This window comes from Roseibium sp. AS2 (assembly GCF_038900065.1).
Lineage (GTDB): Bacteria > Pseudomonadota > Alphaproteobacteria > Rhizobiales > Stappiaceae > Roseibium.
This window is the reverse complement of sequence record NZ_JBBMQN010000003.1, coordinates 163,019-175,525: the sequence shown is the minus strand read 5'-3', so window position 1 is coordinate 175,525 and position 12,507 is coordinate 163,019. Positions and strand designations below refer to the sequence as shown.

12 protein-coding genes are annotated in these 12,507 nt (G+C 63.6%); 10 read left to right on the top strand and 2 right to left on the bottom strand.

Features of this window, described 5'->3' with window-relative positions; all coding sequences use genetic code 11:
• Positions 1-6: 6 nt before the first annotated feature.
• Complete coding sequence (locus WNZ15_RS09780; protein WP_342892782.1) at positions 7-195, bottom strand: DUF6494 family protein; 189 nt, start codon at positions 193-195, stop codon at positions 7-9.
• Positions 196-288: 93 nt separating this feature from the next.
• On the opposite strand from WNZ15_RS09780, the gene WNZ15_RS09775 reads away from it, so the two are divergent.
• The gene (locus WNZ15_RS09775; protein WP_342892781.1) at positions 289-1,065 is read left to right on the top strand and encodes a hypothetical protein; all 777 of its coding nucleotides are present in this window, start codon (positions 289-291) and stop codon (positions 1,063-1,065) included.
• 17 nt (positions 1,066-1,082) lie between these two features.
• On the opposite strand, the gene WNZ15_RS09770 is transcribed toward WNZ15_RS09775, so the two are convergent.
• Entirely contained in the window at positions 1,083-3,047 is a 1,965-nt protein-coding gene (locus WNZ15_RS09770) for a 4Fe-4S binding protein (RefSeq protein ID WP_342892780.1), read from the bottom strand.
• Positions 3,048-3,274: 227 nt separating this feature from the next.
• Between WNZ15_RS09770 and WNZ15_RS09765 the strand changes: the two genes are divergently transcribed.
• From WNZ15_RS09765 to WNZ15_RS09725, 9 genes are all read left to right on the top strand, one after another.
• Complete coding sequence (locus tag WNZ15_RS09765; protein ID WP_342892779.1) at positions 3,275-3,820, top strand: DUF3305 domain-containing protein; 546 nt, start codon at positions 3,275-3,277, stop codon at positions 3,818-3,820.
• Between the two features lie 37 nt (positions 3,821-3,857).
• Positions 3,858-4,616, top strand: a complete 759-nt coding sequence (locus WNZ15_RS09760) for a DUF3306 domain-containing protein (RefSeq protein ID WP_342892778.1) — start codon at positions 3,858-3,860, stop codon at positions 4,614-4,616.
• 82 nt (positions 4,617-4,698) lie between these two features.
• Positions 4,699-5,307 (top strand): molecular chaperone TorD family protein, encoded by a 609-nt coding sequence (locus tag WNZ15_RS09755; RefSeq protein WP_342892777.1) that lies wholly within the window; start codon positions 4,699-4,701, stop codon positions 5,305-5,307.
• 55 nt (positions 5,308-5,362) lie between these two features.
• Entirely contained in the window at positions 5,363-5,563 is a 201-nt protein-coding gene (locus tag WNZ15_RS09750; protein ID WP_342892776.1) for a twin-arginine translocation pathway signal protein, read from the top strand.
• Between the two features lie 111 nt (positions 5,564-5,674).
• Positions 5,675-8,566, top strand: a complete 2,892-nt coding sequence (locus WNZ15_RS09745; protein ID WP_342893194.1) for a formate dehydrogenase subunit alpha — start codon at positions 5,675-5,677, stop codon at positions 8,564-8,566.
• 12 nt (positions 8,567-8,578) lie between these two features.
• Positions 8,579-9,172 carry a formate dehydrogenase FDH3 subunit beta gene (gene fdh3B, locus WNZ15_RS09740; RefSeq protein ID WP_148582751.1) on the top strand — a complete coding sequence of 198 codons (594 nt, stop codon included), beginning with the start codon at positions 8,579-8,581 and terminating at the stop codon, positions 9,170-9,172.
• 159 nt (positions 9,173-9,331) lie between these two features.
• On the top strand, positions 9,332-10,519 hold the full coding sequence (locus WNZ15_RS09735; RefSeq protein ID WP_342892775.1) for a formate dehydrogenase subunit gamma: 1,188 nt from the start codon (positions 9,332-9,334) through the stop codon (positions 10,517-10,519).
• A 12-nt stretch (positions 10,520-10,531) separates the two neighbouring features.
• Complete coding sequence (locus WNZ15_RS09730; protein WP_342892774.1) at positions 10,532-11,947, top strand: c-type cytochrome; 1,416 nt, start codon at positions 10,532-10,534, stop codon at positions 11,945-11,947.
• Entirely contained in the window at positions 11,944-12,072 is a 129-nt protein-coding gene (locus WNZ15_RS09725; protein ID WP_342892773.1) for a hypothetical protein, read from the top strand. Before WNZ15_RS09730 ends, WNZ15_RS09725 begins: the two co-directional genes overlap by 4 nt.
• Positions 12,073-12,507: the final 435 nt, after the last annotated feature.

The window sequence follows — 12,507 nt, the reverse complement described above, 5'->3', positions numbered from 1 at the left end:
ATCTGCCTACCCTTCGATCTTGCCGGTCACGACATGTTCCAGTCCGAGTTCCTCGATGGTGACGACCGCCTTCACCTCGAAGGTTCTGCCGTCAGTCGGTGTAGCCTCGCGCACCGCGTTCTCGATGGCCTGCTGCGAGGTGACACCCACCTGTTTCAGGAACTTGCGCATCGACATGTTGAAATCATCGCTCATCTTATCCTCCTGTGGCAATTGCCGGTGCATTGACGTTTGGGGCCTTCGGCACCTACCCTTGCGGCATATGCCAGCAACGTGAGGGAGGAGCGCGTGGGCTGCCGTCTGGTTGTTATCTGCCTGCTGAGCCTGGTGCCGGGCCTGATTGCGGGCGCCTTCGGGCTGGTGCCTGCCGGGGCTGCAGGCAAGTCGTTCCGCCTGAGCGCGCCGCAATCCCTGGTCGCGAGCGGGTTCATGAAACATCTGCTGCCACGATTCTCGCTGAAAACCCAGGTCCGGATCGAACTGGTCGGGGAGGACGCGGCGGCCGATGCGCGGTTTGTTGCGGGTGGCACCGGCCGTGCGGTCTTTTCCGGCCTCGACCAGACATGGACGTTCGAGATCCTGGACGCGGACAATGCCCATCTGGCGCGGTTCGAGGCCTGGATCACCGGCAAGGTCGGCCGCAACACGATCTCCGCTTACCGGCCCGGCGGCAAGGCGCTTTTCAGCGCGGCAGCCGCCCGGCAGCAGGCGCCGGAGGCCGTGGTTCTGTCCGGTGACGCGGTCGAAGGCGAAAAGCTGTCGGTGCTGCATTGCGGGCGCTGCCACATGGTCAACGAGGCTACGCGGATGTCGACCATCGGCTCCTCGCCTTCCTTTGCCGTCATGCGCGCCTTTTCCGACTGGCAATACCGATTCGAGGCGTTCTTCGCGCTCAACCCGCATCCGTCCTTCACCATGATCGACGGTGTCACCGAACCGTTCGACATCACCCGGCCGCCGCCCATGGTGCCGCTGGAGCTGACACTGGAAGAGCTCGAGGCCATTCTGGCGTATGTTTCCAGGATCCCGCCGGCGGATCTCGGTGCCCCCATCCAGTACCAGTGATCGCTTGAATGTCCGGTTCAATGGTCGCGCCGCTTGCTGATGTAGTCGTCCGTGGTGCGCACGCGCGGACGTTCGCCTCCGGCAAAGGGATTGTTTTCGGAATGATAGACCGCATTCACCCGGCAGTCGTCGCACATCTGGATCAGGCGGACGGCCTTGTCGTCCTGGAACATGGAATGCCGGCCGGCAAGCTTTTCCGTCAGCCGCTCGACCGTTGAGCGCACGCCGAAGGGCTTGGCGCATTCGACGCAGTGAAACGGTTCTTCTTCCTTGAGTACACGGGGCCGCAAGGCGTCGTCGCCCAGATTGAGGCGCGGATCCAGCGAGAGCGCGTTTTCCGGGCAGATCGTCGTGCAGATGCCGCATTGCAGGCAGGCATCTTCCTGGAACCGCAGTTGCGGACTGTCCGGGTTCTCCTTCAGCGCGCCGGAAGGGCAGAGCGACACGCAGGACAGGCACAGGGTGCAGGCGTCCTTGTCCAGGGATACGGACCCATAGGGCGCGCCGGCGGGCAGGTTGATGACGGCCGCGTCCGGAGCGAGCGCCTTCGCGGCGAGCCGCGCGATCTGACGGCGCGAGCCGAGAGGCAGGATCGGCTGTTCCAAAGGCGCCGACGGAGCCTTTGCGTAGAGGGCCTCCTCGAGCTGGTCCGGGTCGGACGGTTCGATGAGTTCGATCCGGGTGCCGCCGGAAATGGCATTGGTCAGTTCCGCCTGGAACGGCAGGCCGTCCTGTTCCGTTTCCGGCGAGACGAGTATCGTCACCGAGGCAAACCCGCAGCCCAGAGCCCCGAGCGCCTCGGCATGGCCGAAGCCGGCCAGCCCGGTCATTTCCATCGGGATGACGTCGGCGGGCAGGCCGCGGCCGAAGCGCGCGCCGAGCCGGATCATCTCCGCGCCGTGGCCCGGCCCGTGCACCAGAAGGCGCGGCGGTGTTTCGCTGAGCTTGCGCCACGTCGCAGCCAGTGTCTGCAGACGATTGAATGTGTGCGATACCGGCGGTGCGTCATAGGAAATGGCGCCGGACGGGCAGGCCGCCGAGCAACTGCCGCAGCCGGCGCAGACCATCGTGTCGACGGCAACATGATCGCCCGCAGGCGTGATCGCGCCCGTGGGGCACAAGTCGAGGCAGCGGGTGCAGCCGGTCTTGCGCGCCCGCGAATGGGCACAGAGCTGTTCGTCCAGCCGGATGTGGATCGGTTTTTCGAACGTGCCGACCATCTGCGAGGCTTGAAGAATGACCCGGGTCCGGGCCTGGCTGTTGCCGGGGTCGGCGCGCAGATAGCCCTCACGCTTGTCGGCGGCTGGAAGCAGCGCCGGTTCGCGGCGCAGATCCAGAAGGATGTCGCAGTCGGTCCTTGCGCCATTGCGCGGCTCGGTCCAGGCGAATGCGCCCCGGCCGCCGGGAAGACGCTCCTGCAGGGCGTCGAAGGACAGTTTGAACCGGCCAAGGGCGCCGGTGGCGGACCTGATCCGGCCGCGGACCACGTCATATCGCCTGTCGTCCGATACGGGCGGCTCGGCATCGGGCGCCATCAGGACGGTCACGCTCAGGCTGTCGCAAAGCATCGCTGCCGCGTCGAGGGCGGGTTCCGGATCACCGAGAATGAGACAGGTGCCGGCCGAGATCACGTCGACAACCCGGGCGCCGGGTTCCGGCAACAGGGCGTCGGCGATCAGGGCCGCCATCTTGGGGGCGGTGGAGACCGAATCAGCCGTCCATCCCGCGCGGTCACGGATGTCGACAAAGATGGGGTCGGCGACGCCGAGCTCTTCCGCGAGTTCCTGAAAGGCGTCCCGTTCCTGCTGGCACGCAATCACCACGGGGCCGGCTTCGAGCGCTTCCGCAGCGCTCGCCGCTTCCTTCCGGCACAGCTCCGTGTAGACCTTGGAGCAAGGAATTCCGGTTGTTTTCTCAATGGCTTCCACGTTCAGCGACTGACTTTTCAGGCAGTCGCAAAGCAGCAGCTTTGTGTCTGGCATGGCTCGCGCGTCCTCTCCCCCGCACCGGACAGTGCGCCCCGATTCGAATTCGGCGTATCACACAATCCGGTCCCCATAACAAAGGTGTCTCGTCCGGCCCGTCAAGCGCGACTTCAGCCGGGCTTGAAATTTATGCGTTGTGCGACAGCATTGGTGTAACGTGCTGAAAAGCCGGTTCAGCCGGCAGGGAGAGGAATGCGCCTGTGAACAAGGAACGCACGCGGTCAATGCCTGTCGGTGTTGTTGTCAGGCGGTTGCCCGGCGTCACGAAATGGCAGAAATGGTCCTGGCGGCCAGTGTCGGTTCTGCCCGGGGCCGGGCCCGCGAATTGGGTCATGCTGCGCGAGGAAGGCGAGGCGGTCGAGTATCACGCCGCGACGGTGGGGCTGGAACTGCACCGGGCGGATACCGAGGCCTATCTGACGGCCCTGTCCGACAAGGTGCCCTCCGTCTATGTCGTGATGCGGCCGGCGGACGAAGTCGAGCGTGAAATGCCGCTTGAGGTCATGCTGGTCACCGCATCGGCCTACGAAGGCCAGGATTACGCGGATTCCAGTGAAGTGCAGGTCGAGAAGATCCCGATGCCACCGGGCCTGATCGCCTGGGTGCGCGACTTCGTCGAACTGCACCATGAGGACGAGATCTTCATCAAGCGCAAGCGCGACAAGACCAGGATCGATCTGGAGGAGGACGGCGTCGGCGATCCGCGGATCCGCCAGTTGAGCGATGTCTACCGGGCGCCCGGACGCAAGTTGAAGGACACGTTGCAATGAGCGGAAGTGCATGGGCAATGAGCGGGAGCAATGGGCAATGAGCGGGAGCAATGGCGGCGGACCGGATTTCTGGACGAGACGGAAGACCGCCGTTCGCGCCGCCGAGGAAGCCGAGCAGGCCGAAAAGGCCGAGCGGGTGCTGGCGGAACAGCACGCGGAGCTGGAACAGAAACCGGAACCGGAAATCCTCGAGGAACTCGGTCTGCCCGACCCGGACACGCTCAGCGCACAGGACGACTTTTCCGGATTCATGAGGACGGCGGTGCCGGAGGCGCTGCGCCGGCGGGCACTGCGCAGGCTCTGGACGCTCAATCCGGTTCTTGCCAATCTGGACGGGCTGGTCGATTACGCCGACGACTTCACGGATGCGGCGACCGTCATTCCCAACATGCAAACGGTCTATCAGGTCGGCAAGGGCATGTTCGACAAGGTCGCCGCGGCTGCAGAAGCGGAGGAAAAGAAGAGGGCATTCGAGGCGCAGATGGCGTCCCGCTCCGCGCCTTCGTCTTCCGGCCGGGACGCCGACTCTGGCGAAGTCGATGAAGAGGGCGCTCTTCCCCGCGAAGGTGTGGTCTCTGCGGAGAGGGATGTCGAGTTGCACGGCGAAGAAAATGACGCATTGCACAATGATTATTGTCAAAATGGAAAAACATCTTTTCAATTGACGCAAGGTGTCGAGGTCGTTCAATCTGATCCCGAAGGCGTACGTCCAGATGTCGTGCAAGGTTCTTCACCAGAAGAAATGCAGGAAGAACCTCGAAATGCAAGGCGTCGTATGAGGTTTGACTATTCTTGAGGCTAAAAGTCAAGAATAATCGAAGCGCAGACGGCAGGCAGTTCGGGTGACCTGGACCGTACGTGAGAGAGGAATTTCGCGGATGACCGCAGTGGTCAAGGAATATGTGATCGATCCGGAAGATCGTGCCCGGGCGGATTTCTATGACTTTCTGGGTGTGCTTCTCGCGGGGCCGGCAGACCGCACGCTTCTCGAACAGGTCGCTCAGCTCAAGGGCGACGACACGCCTCTCGGCAATGCGCTGAATGTCCTGGCGAAAATTGCGACGGTGACCGCGCCCGAGACGGCGGAGCGGGAATTCAACGGGCTCTTCATCGGACTCGGCCGCGGCGAACTGCTGCCCTACGCCAGCCATTACCTCACGGGATTTCTCAACGAAAAACCGCTTGCGAACCTGCGGGCCGACATGGCCCGCCGCGGCATTGGCCGCGCGGAAGGCAAGCGCGAGCCCGAAGACAACATCGCGTCACTGATGGAGATGATGGGCGGCATGATCACCGGCCGCTTCGGCTCGGTGACACCGGTGTCCGGGCAAAGGGACTTTTTCGAGGCTCATGTCGACCCCTGGGCGGTTCACTTCTTCACGGATCTGGAAGCCAGCAAGAGTTCCGTTTTCTACGGAGCGGTCGGTACGCTCGGGCGGCACTTCATGGAGATCGAGGCCGAGGCCTTCGCCATGCTGCCCGCATAGTTTGACGTCAGACGTTCTGGCGGCAGGACCGCCACATTGAGAGGAGGATGCATCCATGAAACGACCCGAACAGGCGGAGCCTGACAAAGGCACTGGCCGCCGGGACTTCCTGAAGCTGGCCGCCCTTTCGGCGCCTGTCGCCGTGGCCGCAACAGCCGCCGGCGGAACCGCTGAAGCTGCTGCCCCTGACCTGTCTTCGGACAAGATGCAGGACACGGCGCATACCCGCGCCTATTTCGACAGCGCCCGGTTCTAGACCGGACCCTGAAACAGCCCCCGGCCTATGGTTGCGTGACGCCCGCTGGCCGGTTCACTGAACAAATCCAACCCAGCCGTATCGATTTCGATACCAGCAAGGTAGGGAATGATGCTTAGGAAAAAGACCAATGGGGTTGCGCGACGCCCCCAGGGTGCAAGTATCCTTAGAGACGCTGCACACAAATCGGTAGACCGCCGGACCTTCCTCAAGAGCTCCGGTCTCGCCGCAGGTGGCCTTGCCGCCATCACCGCGACAGGCGGGTCCGTGACCAGGGCACAGGCCCAGGCGGCCGGAAACGCCGTCGACCTGGTGAAATCCGTCTGTACCCACTGTTCCGTCGGTTGCACCGTGATCGCGGAAGTCTCCAACGGGGTCTGGGTCGGCCAGGAGCCGGGATGGGACAGCCCGTTCAACCTCGGGGCCCATTGCGCCAAGGGCGCTTCGGTGCGCGAGCACGCCCATGGCGAGCGCCGCCTGAAATATCCGATGAAAAAGGAAGGCGGCGAGTGGAAGCGCATCAGCTGGGACCAGGCGATCAACGAGATTGGCGACCAGATGATGACGATCCGCGAAGAGAGCGGACCGGACAGCGTCTACTGGCTAGGCTCCGCCAAGCACAGCAACGAACAGGCCTACCTGTTCCGCAAGTTCGCGGCTTACTGGGGCACGAACAACGTCGACCACCAGGCCCGCATCTGCCACTCCACGACGGTTGCCGGCGTAGCCAACACATGGGGCTACGGCGCCATGACCAACAGCTACAACGACATCCATAATTCCAAGGCGATCTTCATCATCGGCGGCAATCCTGCGGAGGCCCATCCGGTTTCCCTGCTGCATGTGCTGCGCGCCAAGGAACAGAACAACGCGCCACTGATCGTCTGCGATCCGCGCTTCACCCGCACGGCGGCCCATGCCGACGAATATGTGCGCTTCCGTCCGGGTTCGGACGTTGCCCTGGTCTGGGGCATCCTGTGGCACATCTTCGAGAACGGCTGGGAGGACAAGGAGTTCATCCGCACCCGCGTGTGGGGCATGGACCAGATCCGCGAGGAAGTCGCCAAGTGGACGCCCGACGAGGTCGAGCGGGTTACCGGAACGCCGGCCAGCCAGCTCAAGCGCGTCGCGCGGCAGCTTGCCAACAACCGGCCAGGCACTGTGATCTGGTGCATGGGCGGTACCCAGCACACCAACGGCAACAACAACACCCGCGCCTACTGCATCCTGCAGCTGGCGCTGGGCAACATGGGCACCGCCGGCGGCGGCACCAACATCTTCCGCGGCCACGACAACGTTCAGGGCGCGACGGATCTCGGTGTCCTCAGTCATACGCTGCCGGGCTACTACGGTCTTTCGGCCGGTGCCTGGGGCCACTGGTCGCGCGTCTGGGAAGAGGATTTCGACTGGCTGAAAGGCCAGTTCCAGACCGTCAAGGGTGCGGACGGCAAGGACAAGAACCTCATGAACCTGACCGGTATCCCGGTCAGCCGCTGGATTGACGGTGTGCTGGAAGATCCGGCCAACACCGACAACCCGGACAAGGTGCGGGCCATGGTGCTCTGGGGCCATGCCCCGAACTCCCAGACCCGCATGACGGAAATGAAGACGGCAATGGAAAAACTGGATACGCTGGTCGTGATCGACCCCTATCCGACCGTCTCCGCCGTGCTTCATGACCGTACCGACGGCGTTTATCTGCTGCCGGCATGCACCCAGTTCGAAACACGGGGCTCCGTGACCGCGTCGAACCGCTCGCTGCAGTGGCGCGACAAGGTGGTGGAGCCCCTGTTCGAGAGCCTGCCGGATCATGTGATCATCGCCAAGTTCGCGAATAAGTTCGGCTTTGGCGACCGTCTCTTCCGCAACATCGAGATGGAAGATCCGGAAACTCCGAATGTCGAGGACATCACCCGCGAGTTCAACCGCGGCCTCTGGACCATCGGCTATACGGGCCAGTCTCCGGAGCGGATCAAGTCGCACATGACCAACCAGCACACGTTCGACCGGACGACGCTTCAGGCGGTCGGCGGCCCGAACGACGGCGAGTACTACGGCATGCCGTGGCCGTGCTGGGGCACTCCGGAGATGAAACATCCGGGAACGCCCAACCTCTACGACATGTCCCTGCCGGTGGCCGAAGGCGGCCTGTGCTTCCGCGCCCGTTTCGGCGTGGAGCGGGACGGCGACAACCTGCTCGCGGAAGGGGTTTCCAATCCCGGCGCGGAAATTCAGGACGGCTATCCCGAGTTCACCATGCAGATGCTGATGGATCTGGGATGGGACGGTGACCTGACGGACGAGGAACGCGCTGCCATCGAAGCGGTTGCGGGACCCAAGACCAACTGGAAGACCGACCTGTCCGGCGGAATCCAGCGGGTGGCCATCAAGCATGGCTGCGCGCCCTTCGGCAATGCCAAGGCCCGTGCGGTCGTGTGGACCTTCCCGGATCCGGTGCCGCTGCACCGCGAGCCGCTCTACACCAACCGGCGGGACCTGGTGGCGGATTATCCGACCTACGAGGACCGGAAGTTCTACCGTCTGCCGACGCTTTATGCCTCGATCCAGAAGCAGGACTTCTCGAAGGATTATCCGATCATCCTGACGTCCGGGCGCCTGGTCGAATATGAAGGCGGTGGTGACGAAACCCGGTCGAACCCGTGGCTTGCGGAACTTCAGCAGGACATGTTCGTCGAGATCAATCCCAGGGATGCCAACAATCTCGGGGTGCGTGACGGTGCTCAGGTCTGGGTCGAAGGTCCGGAAGGCGGCAAGGTCAAGGTCATGGCCATGGTGACCGAACGTGTCGGCGAGGGCGTTGCCTTCATGCCGTTCCACTTCGGCGGCCATTACCAGGGCGAGGATCAACGGTCGAAATACCCCAAGGGCGCCGATCCGTATGTCCTGGGGGAAAGCACCAACACGGCGCAGACCTACGGCTACGATTCGGTGACCCAGATGCAGGAGACCAAAGCCACTCTCTGCAAGATCTCGGCAGCGTAAGGAGGATACACAATGGCAAGATCAAAATTCCTTTGTGACGCCGAACGCTGCATTGAGTGCAATGCCTGCGTCACGGCCTGCAAGAACGAACACGAGGTGCCGTGGGGCATCAACCGCCGCCGGGTGGTGACCATCAACGATGGCAAACCCGGCGAACGGTCGATCTCGGTCGCCTGCATGCACTGTTCGGACGCGCCCTGCATGGCGGTGTGTCCTGTCGACTGTTTCTACCAGTCGGAAGAAGGCGTGGTCCTGCATTCCAAGGACCTGTGCATCGGCTGCGGCTACTGCTTCTACGCCTGTCCTTTCGGCGCACCGCAATTCCCGCAGGCGGGCAATTTCGGATCGCGCGGCAAGATGGACAAGTGCACCTTCTGTGCAGGTGGTCCGGAGGAGAACAACTCCACCGCCGAGTTTGCCAAATACGGTCGCAACCGTATTGCCGAAGGCAAGCTGCCGCTGTGCGCGGAAATGTGTTCCACCAAGGCCCTGCTGGCAGGTGATGGCGACGTGGTGTCAGCCATCTACCGCGAGCGCGTGGTGGCCCGCGGCTTCGGCTCGGGCGCCTGGGGCTGGGGCACCGCCTATGGTCAGAAGGGCGGTTGATCAAAAGAGCGCTGGCGCAGCGGCCCATTCAAGCGGGCCGCACGCACGGGGCTTCGATCAATCGTAATACATGCGCGTGCGGGGCGGCAGAAATGCCGCCCCGTGCGACTCCGGCGACATTCAAAAGAGGTTTCGGCGATGACACGCTTGGCGTTGGCAATGATTGTTCTTCTTGCGTTCCTGACTCAGGGCTTTGCTCAGGACCCGGCACCGGACAGATCCGCGACAGGTGGTGCCCAGACGCTTGAGGACATCCTGAAGCGCCAGAAGGGCGAAAAGGTCGATTCCACGTTCCGAAGCGGCAACACAGGCGACCCGGCTTCCGCCGCCGCGATGTCGTCCCAGCTCGGCACGCTGGGCGGCGCTTCCGATCCGGACCTGTGGCGGGCGTTGCGCTACGGCTCCGCCGACATCACCGTGTCGTCCGGCGGCAAGGAGGCCACCGTCCTGATGCAGGATGGCGGCATGCGCTGGCTGGCCTGGCGCAAGGGACCGCTGGCGACCTACGGCGCCTGGCTTCTGGCCGCGACTGTGGTGCTGCTGCTGCTGTTTTATCTCCTGCGCGGACGCATCCGGATCGACGGTGAAAAAACAGGCCGGACGATCACCCGTTTCAAGGCGGTCGAGCGGTTCGGTCACTGGCTTCTGGCCGGGTCCTTCGTACTTCTTGCCCTGACCGGCCTGCTGACCCTGTTCGGCCGCTTCGCGATCATTCCGCTGGTCGGCAGGGACGCCTTCGCGCCGATGGCGCATTTCTCAAAGTGGATCCACAACAACGTTGCCTGGGCGTTCATGCTGGGCCTGATCATGGTGTTCGTCATGTGGGTGGCGCACAACATTCCGAACAGGACGGACCTGAAATGGATCGCCGTCGGCGGCGGTCTTCTGAAGAAGGGCGTGCATCCGCCGGCCAGGAAATTCAACTTCGGCCAGAAGATGATCTTCTGGGGCGTACTCGTGCTCGGCGTGTCGGTGTCCGTGTCCGGCCTGTCGCTGCTGTTCCCGTTCGAAATGCCGATGTTCGCGGCGACCTTCGAGAAAATGAACGCGCTCGGACTGCCGCAACTGTTCGGGTTCGGACCGCTGCCGACCGCCATGGCCCCGCATGAAGAGATGCAATACGCCCAGCTCTGGCATGCCATTGTCGCCTTCCTGATGATGGCGATGATCCTGGCGCATATCTATATCGGTTCGGTCGGCATGGAAGGCGCTTTCGATGCCATGAACTCCGGCGAGGTCGAGCTGCAATGGGCCAGGGAACACCATGGCCTGTGGGTCGAAGAGGTCGAGGCTGCCGAGGCCGCCGAACGGCAGGCGGACACCAAAGACGCGGTTCCGGCGGAATAGGATCCGCCGGTGATGTCCCTTTCGACAAGACCGGGCCAGTATGTCCAGTCTGATGCCGGGGCCGCCAACCGGTGGTTGGTCGCCGTCTTGACGGCCGTGATGACCAGTTTTTCGGCACCGGCCGGTGCCGCCGATTTCCAGACCCTCAAGGGTCATGGCGGACCGGTCATGGACATCGACGTATCCTTGGACAGCGGTGCGGTGGCGACGGCCAGTTTCGACAATTCGGTCGGACTGTGGACCGGCCGCAGCCCGCGCTGGCTGGAAGGCCATGCGGCGGCGGTCAAGGTGGTCCGGTTCGTCGACGAAAACCGGATCGTGTCGGCGGGGGACGACAATGATCTGCTTCTGTGGGATCTGCCGGGCGGTGCTGCAGTGCGCCTCAAGGGACATACCGCCAAGGTGGCGGGGCTTGCGGTGTCGCCGGGCCGGGACCTGATCGCCAGCGCAAGCTGGGACGCGCGGCTGGGGCTGTGGCCCGTGAACGGCGGAGCACCTGAGTTCCTGAGCGGGCACACGGCGGGGGTCAATGCGGCCGCCTTTTCAAGGGACGGCAAGCGGCTCTATTCAGGCTCCGTCGACGGGTCGGTCAGGCTCTGGGATCTCGAGAAAAAAGCTGCCTTGCGCATCCTCGACCGCAACGGGTTCGGCATCAACGTCCTGGCTGTCGGCGGCGGTCCCGGAGAAGGCCGGGGCGACCCGGAAACCTGGCTGGCGTACGGGTCCCAGGACGGGGTGACCCGGATCGTCGATATTGAAACCGGCACACGCCTGCACGAATTCGCGTTCGAACGCCGCCCGATCCTGGCCCTTGCCGTCAGTCCGGACGGCACCCGGCTGGCGACCGGCGACGGTCATGGCTACATCACCGTGCTGAACACGCAGACCTGGTCGATCGAGACGGACTTCCGGGCCGCTCTGAAGGGGCCGATCTGGGCGCTGGCCTTTTCCAGGGACGGCGCCGTGCTGCATGCAGGCGGCATCGAGAACATTGTCTATTCCTGGCCTCTGGCGGATCTTGCAGGCTTCGATCCGATGGCGACCGACACACCGCAGTTTCTTAAAAGACCCGAGGACATGTCCAACGGGGAACGGCAATTCGCGCGCAAATGCTCGATCTGCCATGCCCTGAGCGCGGACGGCGGTCGCAAGGCCGGCCCGACGCTCCACAACGTGTTCGGCCGCCGCGCCGGCACGCTGCCGGCTTATCCCTATTCCGAAACCCTGCTGGGATCTGATATCGTCTGGTCGGCGGAGACCATCGACCGTCTGTTCCTGGACGGGCCGGACCATTACATCCCGGGCTCCAAAATGCCGATGCAGCGGATCGTCGCGCAGAGGGACCGGGACGATCTGATCGACTACCTGAAAACGGCAACCGCCCCCGACACGACTGGTCCCGGGGCGACCAAAGGAGACACTCAATGAAAGCGATGCTTCTGGCCTTTGCAGCCATCATCGTGATTGCCATAGGCTCCAACCAGGCGCTGAAGCACATGGGCTTTTCCAGCGCCGACCAGACCAGCAGTTCTTCGGTAAGACTGGGTAGGTGAGGGCGGTGTTCTGGGTGGGCAGTCCCTCAATCTACCTCGTCAGTGGAGGGCTTGTCCCACGCGTCTGCGGGTGAGCGGGACCGCCGTCGAAATGTCGGCATCACCGCTTGTTGTCCCTCTCCCCCCTTGCGGGGGAGATGTCTCCGCAAGGAGACAAAGGGGGGTATCCCCCTCTCGGCGCACTCAGGGTTTCAGCACTTTACGGCAGCGCTGCCCCCCCTTCCGTCCGCTTCGCGGACATCTCCCCCGCAAGGGGGGAGACTGGCGCAAGCAGCATGGCCTCTCATGTCCCAACAGAACTCCGGGAAGCCTGGCCCATCACAACGCTGGATGAGACAAACACTCCCGCGCAGGCGCAGCGTGCGCCGGCCCCCCGGACACGGGGACCAATGTCGCCGGGGCCGGACCGACAGGAGCTGCGGGCTATGCGGTCTG

Bases quoted from the DNA above. Each gene is read 5' to 3' on its own strand.
- WNZ15_RS09765 (WP_342892779.1), top strand. From the start codon at position 3,275: ATGCCTGTCGGTGTTGTTGTCAGGCGGTTGCCCGGCGTCACGAAATGG.
- WNZ15_RS09780 (WP_342892782.1), bottom strand. From the start codon at position 195: ATGAGCGATGATTTCAACATGTCGATGCGCAAGTTCCTGAAACAGGTG.
- WNZ15_RS09770 (WP_342892780.1), bottom strand. From the start codon at position 3,047: ATGCCAGACACAAAGCTGCTGCTTTGCGACTGCCTGAAAAGTCAGTCG.
- fdh3B (WP_148582751.1), top strand. From the start codon at position 8,579: ATGGCAAGATCAAAATTCCTTTGTGACGCCGAACGCTGCATTGAGTGC.
- WNZ15_RS09760 (WP_342892778.1), top strand. From the start codon at position 3,858: ATGAGCGGGAGCAATGGCGGCGGACCGGATTTCTGGACGAGACGGAAG.
- WNZ15_RS09725 (WP_342892773.1), top strand. From the start codon at position 11,944: ATGAAAGCGATGCTTCTGGCCTTTGCAGCCATCATCGTGATTGCCATA.
- WNZ15_RS09730 (WP_342892774.1), top strand. From the start codon at position 10,532: ATGTCCCTTTCGACAAGACCGGGCCAGTATGTCCAGTCTGATGCCGGG.
- WNZ15_RS09735 (WP_342892775.1), top strand. From the start codon at position 9,332: ATGATTGTTCTTCTTGCGTTCCTGACTCAGGGCTTTGCTCAGGACCCG.
- WNZ15_RS09745 (WP_342893194.1), top strand. From the start codon at position 5,675: ATGCTTAGGAAAAAGACCAATGGGGTTGCGCGACGCCCCCAGGGTGCA.
- WNZ15_RS09750 (WP_342892776.1), top strand. From the start codon at position 5,363: ATGAAACGACCCGAACAGGCGGAGCCTGACAAAGGCACTGGCCGCCGG.
- WNZ15_RS09755 (WP_342892777.1), top strand. From the start codon at position 4,699: ATGACCGCAGTGGTCAAGGAATATGTGATCGATCCGGAAGATCGTGCC.